The sequence below is a fragment of the Cupriavidus sp. F041 genome, assembly GCF_057814235.1.
The window spans coordinates 1,117,240-1,141,392 of the sequence record NZ_JBVASY010000001.1 but is presented as its reverse complement, the minus strand read 5'-3'; the positions used below and the strand labels follow the sequence as shown (position 1 = coordinate 1,141,392).

25 protein-coding genes are annotated in these 24,153 nt (G+C 61.9%); 16 read left to right on the top strand and 9 right to left on the bottom strand.

All coding sequences use genetic code 11. From position 1 onward, the window contains the following. The first annotated feature begins 105 nt into the window (after positions 1-105). Entirely contained in the window at positions 106-1,137 is a 1,032-nt protein-coding gene (locus ACZY0R_RS05235) for an AraC family transcriptional regulator ligand-binding domain-containing protein (protein ID WP_488857441.1), read from the top strand. Between the two features lie 639 nt (positions 1,138-1,776). Here the strand turns inward: ACZY0R_RS05235 and ACZY0R_RS05230 are convergent. Next, the gene (locus tag ACZY0R_RS05230; protein WP_488857440.1) at positions 1,777-2,211 is read right to left on the bottom strand and encodes an ester cyclase; all 435 of its coding nucleotides are present in this window, start codon (positions 2,209-2,211) and stop codon (positions 1,777-1,779) included. Between the two features lie 131 nt (positions 2,212-2,342). Beyond that, positions 2,343-3,122 (bottom strand): SDR family NAD(P)-dependent oxidoreductase, encoded by a 780-nt coding sequence (locus tag ACZY0R_RS05225; protein WP_488857439.1) that lies wholly within the window; start codon positions 3,120-3,122, stop codon positions 2,343-2,345. Between the two features lie 222 nt (positions 3,123-3,344). Here ACZY0R_RS05225 and ACZY0R_RS05220 point away from each other — a divergent pair, with 222 nt between their 5' ends. The 9 genes from ACZY0R_RS05220 (at position 3,345) to ACZY0R_RS05180 (ending at position 11,750) form a co-directional block, all read left to right on the top strand. Beyond that, the gene (locus ACZY0R_RS05220; protein ID WP_488857437.1) at positions 3,345-3,887 is read left to right on the top strand and encodes a VOC family protein; all 543 of its coding nucleotides are present in this window, start codon (positions 3,345-3,347) and stop codon (positions 3,885-3,887) included. 307 nt (positions 3,888-4,194) lie between these two features. Then, positions 4,195-5,229 (top strand): LacI family DNA-binding transcriptional regulator, encoded by a 1,035-nt coding sequence (locus tag ACZY0R_RS05215; RefSeq protein WP_488857436.1) that lies wholly within the window; start codon positions 4,195-4,197, stop codon positions 5,227-5,229. Between the two features lie 168 nt (positions 5,230-5,397). Further along, positions 5,398-6,375 carry a quinone oxidoreductase family protein gene (locus tag ACZY0R_RS05210; protein ID WP_488857435.1) on the top strand — a complete coding sequence of 326 codons (978 nt, stop codon included), beginning with the start codon at positions 5,398-5,400 and terminating at the stop codon, positions 6,373-6,375. Positions 6,376-6,652: 277 nt separating this feature from the next. Continuing rightward, complete coding sequence (locus tag ACZY0R_RS05205; protein WP_045236966.1) at positions 6,653-7,621, top strand: Bug family tripartite tricarboxylate transporter substrate binding protein; 969 nt, start codon at positions 6,653-6,655, stop codon at positions 7,619-7,621. Positions 7,622-7,710: 89 nt separating this feature from the next. After that, positions 7,711-8,217 (top strand): 2,4'-dihydroxyacetophenone dioxygenase family protein, encoded by a 507-nt coding sequence (locus tag ACZY0R_RS05200; protein ID WP_488857434.1) that lies wholly within the window; start codon positions 7,711-7,713, stop codon positions 8,215-8,217. Between the two features lie 121 nt (positions 8,218-8,338). Beyond that, a complete protein-coding gene (locus ACZY0R_RS05195) occupies positions 8,339-9,310 on the top strand; it encodes a Bug family tripartite tricarboxylate transporter substrate binding protein (RefSeq protein ID WP_488857433.1) in 972 nt (323 codons plus the stop codon). 427 nt (positions 9,311-9,737) lie between these two features. Beyond that, positions 9,738-10,229, top strand: a complete 492-nt coding sequence (locus ACZY0R_RS05190; RefSeq protein ID WP_045236969.1) for a flavodoxin family protein — start codon at positions 9,738-9,740, stop codon at positions 10,227-10,229. Positions 10,230-10,371: 142 nt separating this feature from the next. Next, positions 10,372-10,947: a TetR/AcrR family transcriptional regulator gene (locus ACZY0R_RS05185; RefSeq protein WP_488857432.1), complete on the top strand. Its 576-nt coding sequence runs from the start codon at positions 10,372-10,374 to the stop codon at positions 10,945-10,947. A gap of 107 nt (positions 10,948-11,054) precedes the next feature. Continuing rightward, positions 11,055-11,750, top strand: coding sequence for a pentapeptide repeat-containing protein (locus ACZY0R_RS05180; RefSeq protein WP_488857431.1), 696 nt, complete (start codon positions 11,055-11,057; stop codon positions 11,748-11,750). Positions 11,751-11,963: 213 nt separating this feature from the next. On the opposite strand, the gene ACZY0R_RS05175 is transcribed toward ACZY0R_RS05180, so the two are convergent. Then, complete coding sequence (locus ACZY0R_RS05175) at positions 11,964-12,770, bottom strand: GntR family transcriptional regulator (protein ID WP_488857430.1); 807 nt, start codon at positions 12,768-12,770, stop codon at positions 11,964-11,966. Positions 12,771-13,349: 579 nt separating this feature from the next. On the opposite strand from ACZY0R_RS05175, the gene ACZY0R_RS05170 reads away from it, so the two are divergent. Beyond that, positions 13,350-13,829 (top strand): SgcJ/EcaC family oxidoreductase, encoded by a 480-nt coding sequence (locus ACZY0R_RS05170; RefSeq protein WP_488857428.1) that lies wholly within the window; start codon positions 13,350-13,352, stop codon positions 13,827-13,829. Between the two features lie 484 nt (positions 13,830-14,313). Here the strand turns inward: ACZY0R_RS05170 and ACZY0R_RS05165 are convergent, their stop codons facing one another. Beyond that, positions 14,314-15,090 carry an enoyl-CoA hydratase gene (locus tag ACZY0R_RS05165; RefSeq protein ID WP_488857426.1) on the bottom strand — a complete coding sequence of 259 codons (777 nt, stop codon included), beginning with the start codon at positions 15,088-15,090 and terminating at the stop codon, positions 14,314-14,316. Positions 15,091-15,534: 444 nt separating this feature from the next. On the opposite strand from ACZY0R_RS05165, the gene ACZY0R_RS05160 reads away from it, so the two are divergent. Both ACZY0R_RS05160 and ACZY0R_RS05155 read left to right on the top strand, forming a co-directional pair. Continuing rightward, positions 15,535-15,960: a phasin family protein gene (locus tag ACZY0R_RS05160; RefSeq protein WP_045236975.1), complete on the top strand. Its 426-nt coding sequence runs from the start codon at positions 15,535-15,537 to the stop codon at positions 15,958-15,960. Between the two features lie 118 nt (positions 15,961-16,078). Continuing rightward, complete coding sequence (locus tag ACZY0R_RS05155) at positions 16,079-16,225, top strand: DUF3096 domain-containing protein (RefSeq protein WP_082094789.1); 147 nt, start codon at positions 16,079-16,081, stop codon at positions 16,223-16,225. 181 nt (positions 16,226-16,406) lie between these two features. Here ACZY0R_RS05155 and phaP read toward each other — a convergent pair whose 3' ends face one another. The 5 genes from phaP to ACZY0R_RS05130 form a co-directional block, all read right to left on the bottom strand. Continuing rightward, positions 16,407-16,964, bottom strand: coding sequence for a TIGR01841 family phasin (phaP, locus tag ACZY0R_RS05150; protein WP_488857425.1), 558 nt, complete (start codon positions 16,962-16,964; stop codon positions 16,407-16,409). A gap of 572 nt (positions 16,965-17,536) precedes the next feature. Continuing rightward, a complete protein-coding gene (locus ACZY0R_RS05145; RefSeq protein ID WP_488857423.1) occupies positions 17,537-17,860 on the bottom strand; it encodes a putative quinol monooxygenase in 324 nt (107 codons plus the stop codon). 44 nt (positions 17,861-17,904) lie between these two features. Beyond that, complete coding sequence (locus tag ACZY0R_RS05140; protein ID WP_488857422.1) at positions 17,905-18,654, bottom strand: SDR family oxidoreductase; 750 nt, start codon at positions 18,652-18,654, stop codon at positions 17,905-17,907. A gap of 250 nt (positions 18,655-18,904) precedes the next feature. Beyond that, positions 18,905-20,560, bottom strand: coding sequence for an acyl-CoA synthetase (locus ACZY0R_RS05135; protein WP_488857421.1), 1,656 nt, complete (start codon positions 20,558-20,560; stop codon positions 18,905-18,907). A gap of 534 nt (positions 20,561-21,094) precedes the next feature. Beyond that, the gene (locus ACZY0R_RS05130; RefSeq protein ID WP_488857420.1) at positions 21,095-21,262 is read right to left on the bottom strand and encodes a hypothetical protein; all 168 of its coding nucleotides are present in this window, start codon (positions 21,260-21,262) and stop codon (positions 21,095-21,097) included. Between the two features lie 209 nt (positions 21,263-21,471). Here ACZY0R_RS05130 and ACZY0R_RS05125 point away from each other — a divergent pair, with 209 nt between their 5' ends. From ACZY0R_RS05125 to ACZY0R_RS05115, 3 genes are all read left to right on the top strand, one after another. Beyond that, complete coding sequence (locus ACZY0R_RS05125; protein ID WP_045236979.1) at positions 21,472-22,026, top strand: YbhB/YbcL family Raf kinase inhibitor-like protein; 555 nt, start codon at positions 21,472-21,474, stop codon at positions 22,024-22,026. Positions 22,027-22,037: 11 nt separating this feature from the next. Further along, positions 22,038-22,451, top strand: coding sequence for a GNAT family N-acetyltransferase (locus ACZY0R_RS05120; protein ID WP_488857419.1), 414 nt, complete (start codon positions 22,038-22,040; stop codon positions 22,449-22,451). 391 nt (positions 22,452-22,842) lie between these two features. After that, complete coding sequence (locus tag ACZY0R_RS05115; protein ID WP_488859508.1) at positions 22,843-24,048, top strand: NAD(P)/FAD-dependent oxidoreductase; 1,206 nt, start codon at positions 22,843-22,845, stop codon at positions 24,046-24,048. Positions 24,049-24,153 lie beyond the last annotated feature (105 nt).

The following is a 24,153-nucleotide window of genomic DNA, read 5'->3' as shown; positions in this document are numbered from 1 at the left end:
CTTCAGGTAGTGGGTGGCGCTGAATGCAGGCCAACGATAGGCGCATTCCCGATTACAGGCTTGATGCTAAGTGACAATTCCTTGATCCCATGCGACACTTCGTGGATGACGATTCACCACAACCTCGTTCGCGCCGCGGCATTGGAGCGTTACTCGTCCCTGGTACAGTCGCTCGGCGGAGATCCGCACGCGTTGCTCGCCAAAGCAGGCCTCGACGTAAGCTCGCTCAACGACCCGGATCGGTACCTGCCCTATCGAAACGTGCTTCAGGCCATCGAGATCGGCGCCATGGAGTTGGGCTTGCACGACTTCGGACTGCGCCTTTCCGATGCGAAAGACCCCAGCTTTCTGGGGGTGCTGTGGCTGGCCATCCAGTCGGCCCGCAGCGTTCGGGACGGCATTCTGATGGCAGGCCGGCACATGCACTACCATGCGCCGGGTATTGCCGTTGAGGTGCGCGAGGCCCATGGATCGTTGCACGAGCAGGTCGAATTGCGCTTTCTGCTGCCGGACCTGCCGCTGCTGCCCCAGGCAACCGAGCACGCAGTGAGTCACATCTGCAAGGTAGTTCGCATACTGTCGGACGGAGAGGTAGGCCCCGCGGAGGTTCACTTCCGCCACGCGCCAGCGGGCAGCAAGCGCCAGTACCTGGAACACTTGGGGCTGGTCCCCTGCTTCCGGTCAACGTTCGACGGCATCCTGGTGGAATCGGTCGCGTGGCGCAGACAGCTTCCCCGACAGAACGATCAGCTCCAGGCCTTCGTGGAGCGCTACCTCGTCGCGGCGGCGCCGCGGGCAAAGGCTTCGCTGACCGACCATGTGCTCCAGATCTTGCGCACCCAGATGAGGCTGGGACCGGTCAACCTCGTGGTCGTCGCGCGCGTGCTGCGCCTGCATCCGCGCACCCTGCAACGACGGCTCCAGGAGGACGGGCAGACCTTCGAGATCCTGAAGGACACTGCGCGACGCGAACTCGCTGGCCAACTGCTCGCGCAAGCGGACATCGGCCTTTCGCAGGTGGCGCAGTTGCTGGACTTCGCGGACCAGTCCGTGCTGACCCGAGCCTGTCAGCGCTGGTTCGGGAAGCCACCGTCGGTTGTTCGTCGGGAGTCGCTGGCACGCAGCGCGGATCGCTGAGTCGCCCTTCGAGCCAGCCCTTCTTCCCGAAAGGCGGATAGCCGCAAGTCGATCTGCGGACAGAATATGCGTCCGCCCGAGCCTCCGCAAAGCGAGCCATTTTCGTGTACCTGCTCGCGCTGCCTGCCTGCTGGTCCTCGCTCTATTCCTGCTGCCGGCCGCGAGCCAGGCCCAAGGCGAGGAAGACCTCGCAAAGAAAGTGAGACTTCGCGAGTGGGTCTCGGATGGCCGGTGGCCAAGGGAACGGCCGGACATCAGGATGGAGAACGAACGCGACTTTGTGGTGACCATCCAGTCGCCTGTCGCGGGGCGGTACGTCTCAAATGGGGTCGACAACGGCCGTCGGGCTTGCCCTGTCGAACGTCGACTCATCGGCCATGGCGGACACCTGATGACCACTGCAGTCGGGATATTCTGAACAGTCAAAACCCCTCATCGGCCTTTCCACAAGCGGACGCTGGAGGGTGCGCCGAAAAGGGGCATTCGACAAGTGCCTTGCCTTGCGGTGATCGCGGAGGCGTCGCAGAAGCCCCGCTCTGCAGTTCTCATCGGTGTGCCCTGCTGCGAGAAGAGCGTGGGCGCGCCAGAAAGATCGACTGACTGCAAGTGTGGACAACGCCCGACGAAAGGTGCAATTCGTCAGACCAAGCCAAGAGCTCGCAGCTTTGCGTCCGCCGCCGAATAGGGCCGCTCGCAGATGATCTTGTCCGAGTTTGGGGCAAACTCGAATGTCGCTGCCATTCGCACGCGAAACTTCCGGCCGGTTGGTTCAAAGACTTTGCCGTTCGCCTTCAGCGGGCCGAGGTGCGTACCAGATAGCCAGAATTCAACGAGAACAGTCTCATCGTCCACGGCGATGGCGATGATCTCATTGGCAAGGTCGGGGAAGGGGATGCGCGAGGAATCGAAGTAACCTCGGACCTGCTCCTCGCCGTCAAACACGACCCCTGTAGCATGCATTTCATACCGGGGGTGCTGGAACGTGTTGATCACGGCGTCCCACTCGTGGGTGCATTCCAGTGCCATGTGGTCGCGTACGGTCTGAATGCGCGCGGTGCTCAAAGTATCGGTCATCCTTGTTCTCCGTCTGATATTTCTTGGATAGATATGGGCGGCTCCAGCCGGGCCGCCGCGAGAAATTGTGCTGAACTGCGTGGGTTTCGCCTGCTGCCTTGATCGCGGGGCAGCATGGCCGTGTCTGGCCTTTAGCGGAGCAGCCGCCACCCGCCATCTACGGTGAACTCCCCGCCAGTGATATAGCCTGCTTCGTCCGATGCAAGGAATGCGATCAGATTTGCGACATCCTCCGCTCGTCCCTCGTCGCCGAGCGGAATCTGGCGTCCTTTCGGCCTGGGGTCTACGTCGCCTGCAGCCTGGCGCTGTTGGTATTGCGTGAAGATGCTCTCAAGCATCGGCGTCGACGTTTTCCCGGGATGTACGGAGTTGCAGCGAATCCTGTTGCCATTTTCTGCACCAGTCAGGGCAACCGTCTTGGTCAACTGCGTTACCGCGCCTTTGCTGGCTCCGTACGCGACACTTTGTGTTGTCGGGTAGTAGGCGCCCACAGAAGCGAGGTTGATGATCGAACCTGCGCCAGTTTTCTGCATCGCGGCCATCGCCTCGCGGCACCCCAAGAAGGTCCCGTCCAGATTGACGGAAAGCACGCGATGCCAGTCATCGAGCGTCGTCTTGGCCAAGGTGCCATTGACGACGTCGCCAACAATGCCTGCTGCGTTGACGAGCACATCCAACCTGCCATGCCGGTGCAGAATGGATTGGACGGTCTCCGCCCAATTCGACTCGCTGGTCACATCGAGCGGCATGAACTCGCCGCCAATTTCCTGGGCGATCTTGGCGCCGTTGCTATTGGGTAGGTCGGCAATAACGACTGTTGCCGCCCGCTGGGTTAGCAAGCGAGTTGTGGCAGCGCCAATGCCGGACGCACCACCAGTGATCAGGGCTACTCTCTCCGTGAACTGCGCCATTTTCATGTCTCCGGTATGTTCTTCTGCAGTCTCTTTCCAGTTTGCGAATCTCGTTCTCGTCAAACAGAAGAAACGTTTCCACTGCTGAAGCGCATTGTTGTTCTGCTATAAAATTGGAACAATTATGGTAAACACTACCCTTGTTGTTTGGTCGACGGATGATGTATTGTAGAAACGTTTCTGCACGGCAGGGCACACTTTCAAGACGACAAGGAGACATCGATGAGTTATCTGTTTGGCGCGGTCCGGCAGCTTGGTTACGTCGTGAGCGACATTGAGAAGGCAATGACGCACTGGACGGAGAAGCTAGGTGTCGGGCCCTGGTTCTACAAGGAAGACGTCGGCACGAGCGAGTTTCGCTACTACGGCAAGAATTCGACGCCGCCCAAGCTCTCTATCGCGCTAGCAAACTCGGGGGATCTGCAGATTGAGCTGATTCAGCAACGAGATGACGCGCCATCGCTCTACCTGGACTCATTGAAGCGAAGCGGTGAGGGCGCGCAGCACATCGCGTACTGGACGGAAGACCGCTTCGACGAGATCGTCGCACGGCTTCTGGAGGCCGGTTACGTGGAGGGGCATGGTGGCCGCATGGGGTCGCGGGGGCGCTTTGCGTACTTCGTCAACCCCGATTTGCCTAGCGGGATGTTCGAGATATCGGAAATGACTGGCGGCAAGGCCGAGTATTTTGCTGAGGTGAGGCGTGCTGGCCTTGCCTGGGATGGAAAGGGCGAGCCCATCCGGCTGATCGGCGCCCCGCGATAGTTGCCAACCTGGGCGAGAGCGCACTGGGAGGGGCGCTCTCGGTTCATGATGGGACGGTCTCTGCCTCCACGAGTGCGCGTCATTCGGTAAGCTAGAATGCTCGGCATTCCCATAAGACGTTACTCGGTCTGAACCCGCCGCTTCGCGGCGCAGGTTAGGGCAAAAGGAGAGAATCGATGTTGCAGTCCCGCGCACTGCCTGAACCTGTGTCGCGCAAGGTGTCACATCAGACTGTGTCGGGTGGCTGGTCGAGCATGCGTGTGGCCCCGGGCACTTTGGTTAGCCAGTTCACAACGGCGCTCGCCATATGAAGCCGCGTATCACAATCCGCGAGGTGGCAAAGGAAGCGGGCGTCTCCATTGGTACGGCTTCACGCGCGCTCAATCGTGCAGGGCGGGTGAGCGATGCCGCTATTGCAGCCGTCACCAAGGCAGCGAGCCGCCTGGGGTACGAGCCGGACGCCATTGCCCAGAGCATGCGGACGCGCTCGTCGGGAGCTATCGGCATATTGGTCTCCGATCTATCGAACCCGCTTTACGCACGCATCATCATCTCCATTGAGGCGTCTCTGCAGGCCGCAGGCTACGCGCTGCTGATCGCAAGTACGCACAACGATGGCAAGCGCGAGAAGAACCTGATCGATCTCTTCCGCCGGCGACGGGTGGATGGGCTAATTCTTGCCCCTTGTGAGGCAGAGAACCCAAAGTTGCTGGATCAGCTTTCGCAAGAAATGCCCGTCATCGCGCTTGATCGTGATCTTTCCGCAATTGGAACCGGTGTGCATGTCGATCACTATGGCGGTGCCATGCAGGCGACCCGCTATCTGCTGAATCTGGGGCATACGCGGATCGCGTTGTTGACGCCTGGTAGTGCGCTTCGACCCGGGCGGGAGCGGATTGCCGGATTCACGGATGCGTACAAGGAACGCGGGCTTATGCCCGTGCCCAAACTCATCCGTTCGGAGAAGTCATCGATGGATTTCGCTTTCAGCGAAGCGCTATCTTTGTTGTCCGGTCCGGATGCTCCCACCGCATTTCTCTGTCTCGGGACGCGGATCCTGTCCGGCGTTCTCCAGGCGCTGCGGCACACCGGCAGGGTTGTGCCGGATGATGTGAGCGTAATCAGTATCGGTGATACCGATCTCTCTCAACTGTTTAGCCCATCGATCACGTCTTTGACCTGGGATCTCGACGTTGTCGGTACCGTCCTCTCCCAGATCTTGCTCAAGCGTCTGGAAAAGGATGCGGAGGTCGAGCCGGAGACGATCGGCATCTCAACCCAACTCGTTCTGAGAGAGTCTTGCGGGCCCGCTGTCGCCAGCCTTAAGAAGACAACAGCATAGGCTTTCCCGATCCAGTGGATCCCAACAAGGCCGCTTCGAAGTGAAGCGGTTTTTTTGTCTCGCAGAGACTTGCGCAAACTGTAAAAACGTTTCTACAATGATAATGCGCGCGACGTCGCAGCCTACGGACGCGACGTCGCACCAGAACGATTTCGACAGGAGACACGTATGAAAGCTGCGATCCGCAATGAGACCGGACTGGCCATTACAGATCTTGATATCCCCCGCCCCAAAGCCACCGAAGTCCTTGTGAAAGTGCGGGCGAGTTCCCTGAATCGCGCAGACCTGGCGCTTGTCGACGGCAAGTCGCACGGCTCCGCTGGCGGGCCTGGCACAGTATTGGGCCTTGAGTGGTCTGGTGACGTGGTCGAGGTAGGGGAAGAGGTCGCCGCATACAAAGTCGGCGACAAGGTCATGTGCTCCGGCCTCGGCGGGTTCGCCGAGTATGCCGTCACGGATTGGCGGCGTGCCTTCCCATTTCCGGCGGCCGATATGGACTATGAAACCGCCGCCTGCCTCTCCGTCGCGCTACGGACGACGCACACGGCGATACGGCATACCGCGCAACTGGAGGCGGGCCAGACAGTCATGGTGCTGGGTGCATCGTCCGGTGTCGGGCTGATGAGTCTTCAGGTCGCCAGGCACTTCGGCGCGAGCCTGGTGATCGGCTCCTCGACCAAGGCGGAGCGGCGCGATCGGCTTGCCGAGTTTGGTGCCGATGTCGCTCTCGATAGCAACGATCCGGACTGGGCGAAAAAGGTACTTGAACTCACAGACGGCCGAGGTGTCGATCTTCTCGTAGATTTCCTGGCCGGACCGCTGATCAATGACAGCATGCGCGCCGTGGCAATCGGAGGACGGATCGTCAATATTGGGAGGATGGCGGGGGAGAGCGGAACATTTGATTTCGATCTTCACTCGATGCGCCGGATTCAGTATCTCGGCATGACGTTCAGAACCCGCACGGTCGAGGACTTTGGAGTGATCGCAGAGCGCGTGCGCAAGGACTTCTGGCCTGCACTCGCGCGTGGGGCGTTGCGCCTTCCCATCGATGTGCGATTGCCACTCGATCGCGTGGCGCAAGCGTGCGAAATGATGCGCAAGAACACCCACTTTGGGAAGATCGTTCTCACCCAGAATGCTTGAGAGAGTTGGTCAGGAGGGGGCTGAACCTCCAGTTCCCCTCCAATAGCGCTCAGAGCGCAAGCAAGGCGGAGGCGCCGGATCTCCGCGCCTGCCGCCAGCACCGGAGTGCCATAGCGCGCCCGGCATCAAATTCCCCGCGGGTTTACCACCATTTGATCGTAAAGCCCGCGGTCGCAAAATGAGTGGAAACGTTTTACTGTGTTCCATTTACGTGGCAGATGCCACGCTTAGAAAGATGAGAAGAGTGGTGCACCGCCCCACAAGTTGGAGACAAAAAGTGAAAAAGTTCAGCACCCTCACATTGCTCACTGCGATCACGTTATGCGTCGCAGTTCAGGCACAGGGCGAAGTGGCGTATCCCAGCAAGCCTATCCGCCTGATAGTTCCCACCGCGCCAGGCGGCGGTGGCGATGTGTTTGCCCGAATCCTGGCGGACCAGATGGGCCGGCGCCTCAAGCAGCCGCTGGTGGTCGAAAACAATGCGGGCGCCGGCGGCACGATTGCAATCGGGCAACTGGCGCGCGCCACTCCGGATGGCTACACGATCGCCCTTGGCACGATGACCACGACCACGCTCGCGCCGGCCGTGTACCGAGCCTTGCCATACGACCCGATAAAGGACCTGACCACGATCGCTCGCGTTGGCACATCGCCAATCATCCTGGTCGCCACCAAGGACTTCCCGGCCAACAACCTGAAGGAGCTCGTGGCGGTAGCGAAAAAGAGCCCGACACCGATCCAGTTCGGTACATGGGGGCTCGGCTCCACAGGCCACTTTTGTGCTGAGGTTCTTGCGCAGAAGACGGGTATCAAGCTCGACCATATTCCGTTCAAGGGGACCTCCCAGGTGGTTACCGCAATGCTCGGTGGTGTCGTGAAGGTGGGGTTGCTGGACATTGGCAGTGGCACGGCCGCGGTCAAGTCCGGAAAGGTCAAGGCGCTGGCCATGTGCACCCGTCGCAGTGCGAACTTTCCCAATGTCGCAACGTATAAGGAGCAGGGTGTCGATTTCGACCAATGGACCGGTTGGGCCATGTTTGCTCCGGCGGGCCTGCCCAGGCCGATTGCAGACAAGCTCGCCGCCGCGGTTCAGGACACGCTAAAGGATCCGGCTGTGACCAGCAAGATGGCTGATCTTGGCATTACGCCGGACTTCGTATCAGGCAACGAGCAAGCTGCGACTAACGCCCGCGATATCGAGGTCTGGAAGCGGGTAGCGCGCGAAGCAAACATCACGCTGGAGTAAGCAATCGCCAAATGCTGTAGCCAGGCCGGCGTCTGATCGGCCTCGGCCCTGTACTTCGCCAGAAAACGATCATTCCATAGGAGGTTGAGATGGCACTACCGAAGGTTGTTACGCATCAGGACCGATTGCTTTCGGTCAATATCCATGAGTCGCAGGAGTTTCCGGGATCCGAATCGGGCTCCACAATCATCCCCTTGTTCCTCGATCGCGAGAACGGCGTATGGGTGCTGTATGGCAAGTTCGAACCTGGCACGACGCTGCCGCCGCACTTCCACACCGGCACCGTGCACTTCTTCACGACCAAAGGGCAGTGGAACTATGTGGAGTACCCGGATGACCCTCAAACTGCTGGTAGCTACCTTTACGAACCCGGTGGCTCGGTGCATACGTTCTCGGTGCCGGCGGATGCTAAAGAACCTGCCGAGGGCTTCATGGTGGTGTACGGAGCCAACGTCATCTTCTCCGATGGGGAGTACCAGAGCGTTCGGGATGCCGGAGCCATCGAAGAAGGCATTCTTGCCGCGGCTCGGAACGCCGGCCTTCCTGTGCCCCGGTATATCCGTCCAAAGGGTGGCGCGGAGTTTTCGCGGGACTAGCTCGCAATAGTCTGGGAAGCGCTTTCCCATGGGGCCACAGGGCAGAGCACTCGAAATCGGCGCTCGCTCGGAAGGCGCGGATCATCGATCCTCACGTACAAGAAGAATGGAGACAAGTGTCATGAAGAAGTCCCTTTGCATGGGCCTCTTGGCCATATGTGCGACGTTCGCCAGTGCTGCGATGGCCGAGGCTCCCGGTGATTACCCTGCGCGTCCCATCAAATTGATCGTGCCGTCGGCGGCGGGCGGCGGCGCGGATGCTTTCGGTCGACTGCTCGGTGAGCAGCTTAGCAAGCGATTCAAGCAGTCGTTCGTGGTGGAGAACATCGCAGGCGCCGCAGGCACGATCGCGATCGGGCAGCTCGCTCACGCCAAGCCGGATGGCTATACGATTGCGCTGGGGACGATGACCACCACCACGCTTGCGCCCGCGGTCTATCATCAGTTGCCCTACGATCCCATCAAGAGCCTTACCACCGTGGCGCGGGTTGGCACATCGCCGATTATTCTCGTAGCAACAACGGATTTTCCTGCAAACAACCTCAAGGAGTTTATCGAGCTGGCCAAGAAGAGTTCCAAGCCCATTCAGTTCGGTACCTGGGGGGCGGGCTCGACTGGTCATTTCTGTGCGGAGGTACTTGCGCAGAAGACCGGCATCAAGCTCGATCACATTCCGTTCAAGGGAGGCGCTGCCGTCATGACGGCGATGATGGGCGATGTCGTGAAGGTGGGATGGCTCGACATCGGCTCGGGAACCACGGCAGTGAAGACCGGCAAGATCAAGGCACTTGCCATGTGCACCCGACGTACGTCGAACTTCCCGAATGTGGCAACGTACAAGGAACAGGGGGTCGATTTCGATCAGTGGACTGGTTGGGCCATGTTCGCCCCCGCTGGCGTGCCGAAGCCGTTCATCGAGAAGATCTCGGCGGCGCTTAGGGATACGCTCCAGGACCCCACCGTCAAGGGCAAAATGCTCGACTGGGGCATTACCCCTGACTATCTATCTGGGGAAGAACAGGCAGCGGTCAACGCCCGCGAGATTGAAGTCTGGAAGCGGGTTGCCAAGGAGGCAAATATCACGCTCGATTGATCGAAATCGGCAGGCGCGCATTAGGGCGCAGACGCCGGATCGGCTGGGCGCGATCGCAGAGGAGCAGGGCTGCACCCTCTCGCAGCTTGTGTTGGCCTGGCTGTACAACAAGAACAGCAATGTCGTCGCGATTTAAGGACTCGGGCTGTTTCGAGCGTGCGAAGCATCGGTAGCATGTACCTCGATAGGAGTCTCGTAAGATGACCATCCGATGTCCGCTTTGGCCTAACTGCAGGCCTCGGGGCTATGCCAGAGGAAAGTTCGGTAAGCGCGCATGTACGGTCACTCAAGGCGGCATCGGCGATCGCCGCTTCATCGACCATTTCTGCCATGCAGCTTGCCGCGTCGGGTCAGCGTTCGGGGCGTGTCGTTGTGACGGTGGCGTGATACAGTCGGCAAGGTACCGACGGACGGCGAGTGGGAGTGAATGAAGACGCTGCTGATCATCTATCACACGATGACCGGGGGAACAGAGCAGATGGCCGAGACGGCAGCCGATGCGGCGCGCATGCAGTCTGGCGTCGCAGTCAAGCTGCAGCGTGCGGCCGAGACCGGTCCGGACGATGTGCTGGCCGCCGATGGCTATCTGTTCGCGACGCCGGAGAACCTGGCTGCGATGTCGGGGATGATGAAGGACTTTTTCGATCGCTGCTACTACGCGGCACTTGACCGTGTGAACGGCCGACCGTACGCGGCCATGATCTGCGCCGGCAGCGACGGGCAGAACGCACTGCGTCAGGTCGAACGCATCGCCACTGGCTGGCGCCTCAAGTGTGTGGCGCCAGGCCTGATCATCTGTACCCATGCACAGACGCCCGAACGCATTCTGGCGCGCAAGGAGATCGGCGCGGAAGACCTTACGCGCTGTGCCGAACTCGGTGCCGGATTGGCGGCGGGTCTTGCGCTAGGCGTCTTCTGACACCGGTTCCAGCCGCGTTCGGACTTAGCGCGATGGGCGGCCGAACCCTTTCGTCTGATGCGGCTTCCTTACATCGCCCTGGTTTGCTCCCACGCAACCCGACAGTGCTAGAATAATAAATCCATCTGGATGGATTTATTTGATGTCCGAAGCAAGCAAACGCCCCAAGAACCCTGAACTCATCCGAAACCAGTGCCTGTCGGTCGTGCGGGACCTGCTGGTCTCTCACGGTCCGGAGTTCGTTACACTCGATTTGGTAGCGCAGCGCGCCGGTGTGACCAAGGGCGGGCTGCAATATCACTACCGCAGCAAGAATGCCCTGCTCGAAGCGCTTAGCGAGCAGCTCTTCGAAGAATTCGAAAGGTGTTATCAACGTGCGCTGTCCGCCGAGGCGGATGGCCCGGCCAAACACGCTCGTGCCTACATAAGGACATGCTTCGACAGTCACTCATCCAACAACGCGATCGGAACACAGCGTGCCATCGCAATGCTCGCCTTGACGCTTCCCTCCTGTCGCGAGAGATGGAGCCAACGAATAAGGGCTGCTCTCGCGCATGACCCTGCGGTCGCCGCCACCGAAGATCTGCTCCTCATCTGCCGACTGGCTGCGGATGGAATGTGGTTCGGGGAGATGTTCGAAGTCTATGACGTCGATGGACCCCGCAAGGCGCGTCTGCTCGCATTGTTGTTGGACATGTGCGACAGGGCTACACACTAGTGCATTGAGCGCCTGGCCCCCGTTTCCCTGGTCACACCCCGGAACGCGCGAGGGCGGCGTCCCCGAAACAGACTTTGAGCATTTGCGACGTTCCACTGGCGAAATCCATGCCCGCACCATCTCCCTACACCGTCAGTAATACAACGCTCTCGCGAGATAGTATCCGCGACATTCTTGCCGAGCGTCCGACCCACCTCCGTTTCGAGCAATGCAACTTCGACGACCAGGACCTGAGCGGCCTGGACTTTTCATCGGTGGAGTTTCTGATGTGTACATTCGCGGGCGCGCAGCTGAGAAAAGCAAGCCTCGTCGAGTCGAAGTGGATGCGCAGCAAGGCCGCAGGCGCGGACTTCAGCCTGGCTGACGCTACGGAGGCGCGATTTTGCAGCAGCGACCTGAATAACACGCGATGGGAACGCGCCCGGCTGGCCGGCGCAATCTTCGCGGAAACGAAGCTAACCGGCGCTGGGTTCCGTGAAGCCGCCACCCTGGGTCTCGCCTTCCACAACAGCCTTCTGGTCGCCTGTGACCTGCGCGGCTTGTCGTTCCGCAAGCAACGCCTTGAGCAGCTCGACCTGTCCGATGCCGACCTCGCGGGCTGCGATTTCCGGGACACCCTCTTCGACGGTGGCAGCTTGCGTGGCGCCAACCTGAAGCAAGCGCGCTTCGATGGCGCAGACCTTCGTCTGGCCGAGCTCGGTGGACTAAACCTCACGACCGCCGCGGCTTCGTTCAAAGGCGCAATCATCTCGGTTGGACAAGCCGCCGAACTTGTCGGGCAACTGGGTATCCGCGTCGGCTGAGTTCGCGAACGAGGCAATGCGATCCGATGGAGCCCTTGGAATCTCGGCTGGTTTCCTTCGCCTCGTTCGCCGCAAGTCATCTCCGAGTCGAACGGGATGGACTGCAGATACGACGTGCCAATCGTCAGCCATGTCCAGCGCCCAGGAGTCTTTGAGCCGTGGGCGGGAAATCTGTCACGGCTTGGCCGCGTCACGGCGGTCGCGGGGAGGTGTCTAACTAAACCCCAGCGTGAATGCCAGAAGCAGCGCATTCACGATGAGCAAGCCATAGACGATCGCCATGGCCGTTGAGATGGTCCGAGGCTGTTCATGTTCTGGCGAGGCGTGCCGATCGCGCCTGCGTTTCCACAGGCAGGCCGTACCAATGCCGAAGGCGGCGAAGCCTGTCAGCAGGCCTGGCAACCCGACGGCGCCCGACGCTGTCTTGGGCGGGGCTTGCCCGGTTGCAATCGAGGTCGGCGAGACCTGCAAGGAGGCAGCTGTCGGCGGTGTTGGCCCGATCGGTTGCGCGCTCTCTTGCGTGGCAATCAACTGAGCCGGCATCGCCCGATCTTCCGCGGCAGGTGTTGGCGCTTGCTTTGGCGGGACGGGCGCCGCAATGGTCTTACCTGGCGGGATGGATGGCGATGCCGGCTTGAAGCGGGCGGCATCCCGCCACCGCCACCATTGGCGGAACAGGCTATCAAGACAGCGCACGGAGCCGCAGGCATCCCTTTCGATGCGCCACGCGCCGACGTCGGCATCGTTCGTGACGCCGGTCCGCAGCAGCCTCTGCTGCTCGGCGTAGATGCGCTCGTAGCGCATCGAGAGCTCCGGGTTATCGCAGACCAGGTGCTTGTTACGCGGGCGGTCGTCGGTCACCAGCGTACATCTTGTCCCGGTGCCGTATGGATCTTCGCAGCGGACCGATCTCGCGCCCAGCGCTGACTTACAGTTGATGTCGGATGCCTGCGCGCCATCGAAGGCGGACAGGCCCAAGACAACGAGCACGGCCAGGTGTCCTGTGACCCTGTTCATCATTGCTCCTCATGGCAGTGGCCACGTCGGCCTTGAGGTTCAACATAGTCGATGGTTGCGTGGGGCGGCAAGCGCGCAGTTAGCAACGCGTGCGGTAGTGCACTTCCTTCGACGTCGCATGTGATTGGTGCGGCTGGCGAACAGGCGCATCGGCGTTTCCCGGCGAGATGCTCAACGCCTGATGCGCTCGACAAACGCGCCGGCAAGTGCTCTATCAGTTCCCGCTGCATCAATTCGGCTTCGCCGCGCACACCGCATGGAAGCCGCGTCGTCATGGCTGCCGGCATTCACGTGCCGGGTGCAAACCTTCGCGCACGTCAACGCTTCGATCGGGCGGGCATCTGATTTCGCGCACGTCCGCTGCCCGTGCATGAAGAGGCGCAGTGTAGCGCCGCTCTCCTACTTCTGGATGATGCCTCGCCTGGGCAAACTGCACCAGAATTTGCCAGAGCCTTAACTGGGCGGGGAAATCACGAGGCGAATCGAGTTCGCGGCTCCAGCCGCGACCTTGCCGCCTGGCGCCTGCGCCACGACGGACTTCCAACGCAACGACTGCGGGTTGCAACTCGGGAGAACGCTGCCATGAAGCTATCTAGCATTGCTGTCCTGGCGCTTGCGCTCGCCGGATGCGCCACGAACCAAGGTATGCCGGGCAACGCGCAGGCATCGCGCACGGAAAGCTGCAAGGTCACGTCAGAGCAGGAGATTGCGGCGTTGTTCGATCGATGGAACCGGTCGCTGCAAACAGGGGATCCCCACAAGGTGGCCGCCAACTATGCGGAGCGCTCAATTCTTCTTCCGACGGTATCCAACAAGCCTCGCTTGACGGTCGCAGAGAGAGAGGACTATTTTCATCACTTTCTACAGGACGGCCCGTCCGGAAAGATCGACTTCCGCAGCATTGAACTGGGGTGCAATTCCGCTGTCGATTCCGGGCTTTACACGTTCACCTTCTCCCGAACTGGCGCCGTCGTTAAGGCCCGCTATACCTATACCTATCATTGGGATGGGGTGCAATGGCTGATTACAAGCCATCACTCATCGGTCATGCCGGAGAAGTAAGACGTCGGGCGCGGGTCGCAAGGCAAGATGCCAGACGGCTTCAATCGATAAAGACCAAAAAACGCCCGGCAAAGCGGGCCAATGTCGATATAGGACATTCGCGCCGGGCTGTCCGCAGCCCGCGCGCGGATTCTCAGAAGCGATGCCGCACGCCAACGATCGCACCAAGCTGGCTTTGCCCTGTACCTACCTGCTCGGTGGCGTTGACGAGGGTCGTGGCGCTGGGGTTGAGCGACGGCCCGAAGCCGGACAATCCCATCGCAGAGCCATCGCGGTTCTTCGCATAACCGAGGATCGTATAGAGGTCGGAGCGCTTGGAGATTTCATTGCTTGAATTTCCTTATGATTTGCGATGGCCCAAGGGCTCGGTCATCGCAGCGGCGTCAATGTAGCCTCATAAGGACATTGTGGAAAAGGGAGCTGCCGGGACAGACTGTTCGTGCTGGTGGACAGTATTCACCCCGTCCCGGCTTCTGGCGGCGTGCTAACGCTTGCGTTGCAAAAACGCATTCATATAACGCTGCGGTTCCCCGGTTTCGAACGCGCTGCCAAACTCCGCCACGCTGTTATTGATGGACACATCCAGTGACGACTCTTCCCACTCGCGCAACAGCCGCTTCTGCTGCCGTACCACGGCAGGCCCGAAACCAGCCAGCAGCGTAGCAACGCGTTCGATCTCGGCGTCCAGTTCCGCCAGCGGCACGACCTTGCTCACCAGGCCCCACGCCAGCGCTTCGCGGGCGTCGGAGATTTCGCCGGTCAGCAACATCCATGCGGCGCGTGCGTTGCCGATCAGCCGCGGCATCAGCGCGGCGTGGATGACGGAGGGGATGCCCACCTTGACCTCTGGCATGCCGACGTGCGCATTGTCCGCGGCGATGCGGATATCGCAGGCCAGTGCCAGTTCCAGTCCGCCGCCGAGGCACCAGCCCGGCATGCGCGCTATCACCGGAACGGGGAAGTGGCGCAGCGCGTCGCAAAGCCCGCGCAGGCCGCTGATAAAGCGTTCGCCGCTTTCACGGGTGAGAGCCGCCATTTCCTTGATATCGGCGCCGCCGATAAAGCCTTTTTCCCCGGCGCCTTGCACGATCAGTACGCGGATCTCGTCGCGGCCGGCCAGCTCGTTCACCGCCTGGGTCAGTGCGGCGATCACCGGCGTGCTCAGGATGTTGAGCGAGCCCGCCTCACGGATGGTGAGGGTCGCGATGCCGAGGGCGTTGATCTCCACGCCGGCATAGTGTTTGATATCTGCTTGGCTCATGGCTTCGTCCGTCCTGCTGCAGTTTATTGAAATGAATGTCCTTGACGAGCTTCAGCTGGCAGGGCGACCCGCAGCCGCGCGTAGCGCCGCCGTGGCCGGGGTGTTTCACCTTGGTGCCAGCCACGGCCTGATGATGCATGGCTTCTCCCCGGGACAGGTAGTGATAGTGCGGGCGAGTGTATCGGCCGCCCCTCTGGGGGGCCAGTTCATTGTCTTGAGGGCGGTGTTCGCCGAATTCGAATGGTGGCGGGCGATTCGTGCCGGACGCAATGGCGTTCCCGAGTGCATTGCCGGGCGCCCGGCAGGCGTCGGTGCCGCATTGATCTCCAAGTGCCGTGCGGCACGCGCTACACTTGAGCTACCGCGCGGCGTTAGGACAGAAAACCCATCGGCTGGCGCGGCCGGTTTCCTGCTTCACCTACCCCCCCAGCGAGGAGATGCACCATGGCTACAACGTCAAATCCGTTCACCGATTTCAGCAAGTTGCTCGAGCAGTACAAGCTACCGGGGGTCGACATGACTTCGGTGATCGAAGCGCGGCGCAAGGATATCGACGCCATCACGGAGGCCAACAAGGTCGCCTACGAAGGCATGCAGGCACTGGTGCAGAAGCAGACGGAGATCCTGAGCAAGACCATGCAGGAGATCCAGGCCGCGGCCCAGAAAATGACCGCCGGCGGCAATCCGGCCGAGGCGATGGCCAAGCAGGGTGAATTCGTGCAGCAGGGTCTGCAGACGGCGTTCAATAACATGCGCGAACTGGCGGAGATGGCGCAGAAATCGCAAGCCGAGGCGCTGGCCGTGATCACCAAGCGCGCGGAGCAGAATATCGAAGAGGCGAAGAACCTGATGAAAGGCAAGGGCAAGTAAGCGCAAGCCATAAGCCCCTTGCGGACGGCCTTGCCAGTGCGGATCGCTCGCGGTCCTGCACTGGCGAGCCGCGCCGCTGTTTCATGCCTTTGCGTATATCGTTGTGGAGGGGATCCCCATGATCGCCATCACGAACGCCAGCCCGCTGATTTCGCTGATCGCGGGCATTCTTATCCTGGTCATGCCGCGGTTGCTGAACTACATCGTGGCGATCTACCTGATCGTGATCGGCCTGCTCGGGCTGTTCGGCGGGCACCTGCACTGACTACCGGTCTTCGAAGACGCTTGCGCGATCGGCAAGCTACGGCGCGCTGATCGACACCGGGCGAGCGCCGGCACATGCGATCAGGCTCAGGGCCGAACACCGGATCCAGGCATGCTGCCGGGATCGGTGCCATGGCAACCGCGGCGCAGCGCGGTTTCCCGCACTGCGCTGCGATGGATGCTTACTGCTTGGCCGTGCGGCGCGAGGCCTGCTGGGCCGCGCCGGTCGCCACGGCGGTCGATGCTTCGAAGTTGGACTTGACCGTTTCAGCGGCTTGCTTCGTGGCCTTCTGCACCGATTCGTAAGTGTTGTTGGCGGCGGCAACCGTCTGCTGCAGCAGGGCGGTGAGCGCTTCCGAGCCTGCCGGCGCGTTCTTCACGAACGTGTCGACGAAGGTCTGCACGCTGCGGGTGTGCTGTTCGTACTGCGCTTCCACTGCCTTGGCGAGTTCGGCCTGCGTGCCCGAGGTAATTTCGTACACATTGCGCGCATACGCCAGTGCCTTATCTGCCGCCGGTTGCGCGAACCTGCCCTGTGCATTGAATACGTCCTTCAGGTCGCCGCCGGACAAGGCAGCCTCGATGTTGCCCTGGCTTTCGGCAAGGGTCGATTTCGCTGCCTGCAGGTTCAGCTCGGCCAGTTTCTGGAAACCGTCGAAAGCCGTATTCGTCAGCGCGAACAGGTTGGCGAAATGGGCTTTCTGGGCTTCGGCGAACTGATCGGACGAAAAAGCGAACATGCGTGTTCTCCTGTGAATCGCCCGGCTGCCAGGTCGGCATGCACGGGATGTGATGTCGGGCGGACCGGGTCGAATATCTGATCTGATTAGGAAGGGCGGCGGTGCCACTGATTTGCGCAGTGCACCATCCCAAGGCAAATTCTAGAGCCCTCTATTTGGATAGCCCCTAGGGAGATACCCGGACAAAAGCAGGATCCATGCTGTTGCTGTGCAGCAAGGTCGACTTTCGCATGCCCCCGTTTCGTGGGGTGCTTTCGGCAGCACACTGCCCTTGAGTCCGCCCGGCATCATTGTCTTGTCAGGATGACATCATGACCTCGGCCCGGGCCAGAAGGTCGGCTCAACAGGCCGCACCTGCGCCGCACGCGGCCGTGGCGCTGTGTTGGTGAGCGCACGTTCGACGGCAAGGCACGGCCAAAACTGCCGGATTACCTGAGGCGCCGGATCGCGGGCCAGCGCCGTCGCCGTGGCGGGTGTGCTGGCGGGGAGACGGAGTCATCCACCTCTGGCTAGCCTTCGCCCGGTTCCCGCCGCGGCCGGTGACCCCGAAGCCGACGGATATCTCCGTGCCCTTACGCGGCGGGCTTTTCGAAGGCGCGCACGGGCTTGAGAAACTCCAGCGTGCGCGTCCGCCTGAGCAGCCGCGGGAGCGCCGCCTCATAGGCACTGCGGTAAGGGCGCGCGAGGTGATGCGTTTGAAAATACTCGCGGCTGCAGGCCCAGGTCTCATACAGGATGAGCGTATCCGGATCGTCGGCCGAGCGATGCAGGTAGGTGTTGATGAAATCCGGCTCCTTGGCCATCTGCTCCAGGACGTCAAGCAGGCCGGATTCGAGTTCGTCGCGATGCTCCGGCTTGCCCGGCAGATGGACGATAAAGGCAATGGTTTCACTCATGGAAAGACTCCTTGTGTGCGAGGTACGGTCGGCCGGCTCCCGCCTCACAGTTGGCTCATGCCACCGTCGATCACGATCTCGGTACCGACGATAAACGCCGACTCGGCCGATGAGAGGTGCAGCACGGTTGCCGCGATTTCTTTCGGGTCGCCGAAGCGGCCGAGCGGAATCTGGCTCTTGATCTGGGCCGCGGTGTTGGCCAGCGTGTCGGCATCCAGGCCGAGCTTGCCGTAGATCGGCGTGCTGACCGGACCCGGGCTGATCACGTTGACGCGCACGCCGAGCGGCAGCAGTTCGGCGGAGAGGGTCTTGGCCAGCGAGATGATGCCGGCCTTGCTGGCTGCATAAACCGACGACGCCGGCATGCCGATATGTGCGTTGATCGAGCCGTTGAGCACGATGGATGCGCCTTCGTTGAACAGGGGCGTCAACGCCTGGATCTGGAAGAAGGGACCCTTCACATTGGTATTGAAGGTCTGGTCCCACATGGCTTCCTCGACGTCGGACAGGGGCGTGAACCTGGCGATGCCCGCGTTGATGAACACGGCGTCGAGCCGGATGCCCTCGTCGGTAAGACGTTGCGCGAGCGCGCGGGCGGCGGCAACGGTGCCGGCCTCGTTCCGGATCGCCAGGGCGTTGGCGCCCAGCGTGGGTCTGGCGGCTTCCAGCGTGGCTACATCGCGGCCGGTGACAATGACGCGCGCGCCTTCCGCGGCGAACGCTTGCGCGGTCGCCAGGCCTATTCCACTGTTGCCGCCGGTGACCAGTACGGTTTTGCCTTCAAAGCGATTCATGGTGTTCTCCTGGGAACGTCTATCGGTGCGTGGTGTGTGTGAAAGCATTATGGACCGCGTAGTTCAATAATCCATGCGAAGGAGTCGATGACCTCGTTCGATGGAATTGGACGTGTTTGCGGCTTGCCGGAAGCGGATCCGGCCACACATGGAGGCGTCCAGGAGGGGAAGGAAAGCGGGGGGAGTGGTGATGAAGAAAGGAGGGCGCTGCCGGGCAGCGCCCTCTCATGCGTTACTGCCGGCGGCGGCGCTATGCCTGTCCTTGCGCCTCACGCTGCCGCGCCACTTCCTGGTTACGCAGGATAAAGCGCTGGACCTTGCCACTGGGCGTTTTCGGCAGTTCGGCCACGAACTCGATCTCGCGGGGATAGGCGTGCGCGGCAAGGCGGTTGCGCACATGCAGACGCAGTTCTTCGGCCAGTTCCGGGCTTGGCCGGTATTGCGGGTCGAGCACGACGAAAGCCTTGATCAACTCGGTGCGATCGGGATCGGGCTTGCCGATCACCGCGGTCTCGACCACGGCCGGATGCTCGATCAGCGCGCTCTCCACGTCGAACGGACCGACCCGGTAGCCGGAGGTGGTGATGACATCGTCGGCGCGGCCGATAAAGCTGATGCTGCCATCCGGGTTCAGCTCGGCAGTGTCGCCGGTCAGGTAGTACTTGCCGACGAATGCGTCGGTCGGTGTTTCGTGATAGCCGGCGAACCAGCACATCGGCGACTGCTCCAGGTCCAGCGCCAGCGTGCCTGGCTGGCCAGCCGGCAGTTCGCGCGCTTCGTCGTCCACCACCACCACGCGATGGCCGGGGCTGGCAAAGCCGGCGGCGCCCAGGTGCACTGGATGGCGCAGCGCGTGGTGATTACACAGCACCATGCCCAGCTCGGTCTGGCCGTAGTGATCGTGGATGGTGACGCCAAGCTCGCCGGCGAACCAGCGGATCACTTCCGGGTTGAGCGGCTCGCCTGCGCTGCTGACCGCGCGCAGCTTGCCGCGCAGCGGACCGGCCACGGCCTGCCCCGCCGCGATCAGCAGGCGATAGGCGGTAGGTGAGCCGGCCAGGTTGGTGATACCGTATTTTTCGATCACGCGGCAGGTGCTCTCGATGCTGAAAGGGCCGTCGTAGAAGGTAGTAGGATGCCCCAGCGCCAGCGGCCCGGTCACCGCGTAATACAAGCCATAGGCCCAGCCCGGATCGGCGAGATTCCAGAAGGCATCCTCGGGGCGCAGGTCTACCGCATCGCGCATATAGCCCGCGAACGCGGCGACGGCCTTGAGCGGTACCAGCAAGGGCTTGGCGGGGCCGGTGGTGCCGGAGGTGAACATCATCAGGAACGGATCGTTGCCGCTGCGCAAGACCGGTTCGAAGTCCGCGGGCTGGCGATCGAGTTCCGCCCAGAAGCTGAAGTCGCCGTGCACAAGGCCGCGGCCTTTGGCGCCACCAACGGTGAGGACTTCCGGGCAGTTCGCCACGTCCGCCAGCTTGCCGCGATTGGCGCCATCGGTGACGACGAGGCGGGCGCCCGAGGCCTGCACCCGGTGTTCAATGGCCTTCGGTCCGAAGGCCGTGAACAGTGGCTGGTAGACCGCGCCTGCGCGCCATGTACCCAGGATGGTGACAAGCAACTCCGGCGTGCGCGGCAGCAAGCCCGCCACCCTGTCACCCGGCCCGATGCCCTGCGCCTTCAGGAAATTGGCGAACCGGGCGGAGAGTTTTTGCAACTGGGTGAAGGTGTAGGTCTCGCTGGTGCCGTCGCGGCTTTCCCAGAACAGCGCGATGCGTCCGGGCAGGGCATGGCGGTCGCAGCATTCAACGCAGGCGTTGAGGGCATCGAGCTTGCCGCTCAGGCGCTCCGAGATCGATGCCTCATAGGAAAAGCCGGCGATGGCCTCGGCGTAGTCGCGCATGGTGGTCTCCTGGTGTTCTTTTGTGAATGGCCGCCGTCCGTCCGGAAAGGGGCTGGCGAAATTCTGGGCCACGCCGCTGCGCCCGGCAATGGCCAAAGTTCCCAGCCTGGCTGAACCCGTTTGCCAGTGGCTGCCAGTGGTTGCCAGCGGCGCCATGGTTCAGCACCGGGGCACGGTTGCACTGGCAGGGGGGTAGCTAAGCTGCGCCGAATAAGTCCGGTCGCGAAGATTGTGCAGTGCCGCATCGCACAAAGTGTACCGGCTGATGGATCCCATCACGGGGAAGGGCACGCCCCCGGGCAATCGGGCAATGATCGGGTAGTCGGGTGCGAGCCCCGCACGCGTGTTGACGGGGCCGTCCGTGCAGGCCTGGGCGGGCCTGGGCGGGCTAAGCAATCGCCGCGCCGGACGCAGCCAGCAAGGCGTCGAATCCCGCAAGAATGCACTGAACGGACCGTTCGCGCAGCATGGCCTTCCGTGCGGCGGCTCGACGCGGATGGCCGCCGCGGCACCTGTCCTATCGCGCGGGTGGACTTACCCCACCACGTGCCAAGGCGAGACGGAGAAGGCCACCATCAGGACCGAGACGATCGCCGGCGCACCGAATTTGATCGCGCGGGATTGGGCGAGTGTACCGAGCAATACATAGAGGCATACAAGGCCAATAGCGCACAAAAAAACGAGGCTTTGATAATCTTGCATGGATGTCTCCTTTAATCGTTATATTTTTAACGTTATATCTAATGACATCACCGGACGCCGTCCGGACGCATTAACTGCCTGGAGCACGATCAAGTCCATGGTAAATCCGGAATCGCTGTGCTGGCAATCGCAAATGGCAGAGGGTATACGCGCAGATTAGCCGGCGCCTTGCGCATACATTCCACACATTTCATTGACGGAGACAAAAAATGAAACTGGCTAGAACACGATTCGCGCCGCTGGCTGGCGCACTGCTTTATACGTGTGCCGGCATTGCCAATGCGGCAGGCATGCAGGTGTCTTCGGCGTCGTTTGCGGATGGCGCCACGATCCCTGTGCTGCATGGCAACAATACGAATGATTGCGGCGGCAAGGGCGTGACGCCGCAGGTGTCATGGTCAAATCTTCCCGCCGGCGCCAAGTCGGTTGCCGTGCTGCTTTCGGATCCCGATGGCGCGATGGGGCTCGGCGTTTCGCATTGGGTTGCGTACAACATCGCCGCCGAGCGCGCGCAGCTCAAGGAGGGCGAAGCGCAGGCCGACGGACACGGCGCCACCGTAGGCAAGAACGTCAGGGGCGAGATGATCTATCGCGGGCCTTGTCCCCCGATCGGCGATGCGCCGCACCATTACACCCTGACCGTCATCGCGACGGACCTTCCGCCCTCCGCGCTGCCGCCGGGGCTGACCAGGGAGGAACTGATGTCGGCGCTCAAGGGCCACGCGCTTGGCGGCCAGAGCGTGATCGGCAAATACAGCCGTTAGCCGCCGCATTCATGTCCATCATCCAGATCCGTACCGCCACCGAGCAGGAAGCCAGGGATGTTGGCGCACGGTTGCGGTGCTTTAACTACGCGGCAATCGGCGAATACGAAAGCCAGCCGGTCTGGCTCGTCGCCAGGAACGGGCAGGGTGAGGTAGTCGGCGGCCTGAACAGCTACGTCATGATGCAGTGGCTGTCGATCAACGTGCTCTGGGTCGCGGAGGAAGCGCGCGGCGCGGGGCTCGGTTCGCGCCTGCTCATCGATGCCGAGGCGCGCGCCAGGGAACTGGGTGCGCACAGTGCCTGCCTGGATACGTTCGAATGGCAGGCCGCGCCGTTCTACGCCAGGCATGGCTATGCGGAGTTCGGTCGCTTGCAGGATTTTCCCGTCGGGTCATTCCGGCTCTACATGAGCAAGAAGCTCTAAGCCATCACGCCGAGCCATCACGCCGGCACCTCGCAAGAGGGCCCGGCGTGTCTCGCCGTCCTCTTCCTGAGTGACGAACTCCGGCATTCATGCCGATACTCCGGGCTTTTCTTGCCCAAAGACTAAGACTCGAAATATCGCAGTTTCCGCCGTCTGCCGTGTGCTGTCGGGGGAGTCCCTTCGCTCGCACCGCACGAGATCTTCCCGGCACAGGCATCGCCGTGCGAAAAAACTCCTTGAATTCCATAACTACGACTCATAGAATCGGAGTTATGGGGGGCTTGTGGCGCAGCCTGGCCCTTTTCCCCTTCCTTTACGGACCAAAGCCCGCGCGGTGGCGCAAGGAGGTCCCGCAGAGTGAAAGCACGCATCAATTCAACGGAGTGGCATGATGACCAAACGTATCCTGGTAGTTGGCGCCGGCTTTGCCGGTATGTGGAGCGCCCTGAGCGCGGCGCGCCTGATCGACCAGCAGGGAGAGGCGGGCATAGAGATCGCGCTGATCGCCCCCCAGCCGGAGCTGCATGTGCGTCCGCGCCTCTATGAAGTGGGTGCCGCGCAGATGCGGGCGCCGCTCAAGGAGATCTTCGATGCGGTTGGCGTCAGGTTCATCCAGGGCACGGTGGAGCGGATCCATGCTGACCGCCATGAAGTCGAGGTGGTCGGCGTCGATCAGGTCCGCTCCACCGTGGCGTATGACCGCCTTGTGCTGGCTACGGGCAGCCGCCTGTTCCGTCCGCAAATCCCCGGCCTGGACAAGCACGCATTCAGCGTCGATCAGGTCGATGAAGCGGCCGAGCTGGAGGCGCATATCAAGCGCCTGGCCGACCATCCCGAATCCCCTGCGCGCAATACCGTGGTGGTGGCTGGTGGCGGCTTCACCGGTATCGAGACAGCCGCGGAAATGCCGGCGCGCCTGCGCGAGGCGCTGGGGGAGGACGCCGACGTGAACGTCATCGTGGTCGATCGCAACGACGAAGTGGCGGCCGAACTTGGTGCCGGCCCGCGCCCCGTCATCACGCAGGCACTCGATGCACTTGGCGTCAGCTGGCGGCTTGGCTCCGCGGTGGCGTCCGTCGACGAGAATGGCCTGACCACCGCGGACGGACAACGCATCGATGCCAGGACGGTGATCTGGACTGCCGGCGTGCGCGCGAGTTCGCTGACGCAGCAGATCCCCGCGCAGCGCGATGCGTTCGGCCGCCTGCACGTGGACAGCAGCCTGCGCGTCAAGGGCGTGGACACCGTGTTCGCCACCGGCGACGTCGCCTATGCCGCGACGGACGATGAAGGCAACTACGCCGCGATGTCGTGCCAGCACGCAATGAACCTTGGCCGTTCGGCAGGACACAACGTGGCGGCGGATCTGCTCGGCCTTGCGCCGATCCCGTACAGCCAGCCGAAGTACGTCACCTGCCTGGACCTGGGTCCGTGGGGTGCGGTTTATACCGAGGGCTGGGAGCGCGAAGTCAGGCTCGTGGGTGCCGATGCCAAGAAGCTGAAGAGCCAGATCAACTCGGAGTGGATCTATCCGCCCAGCGCCGATCGGGCGGAGGCACTGGCCGCGGCCGATCCGAACCGCATCGTGGTGGCGTGATCGGAAACCCGGCAACGTTCGCTTGCGCGGCGTTGCCGGATGTCCTGATGGCAGGATAGTAAGGGCAAAGGTAAAGGCCGGGCCGTCAATCGCGCTGACGGTCCG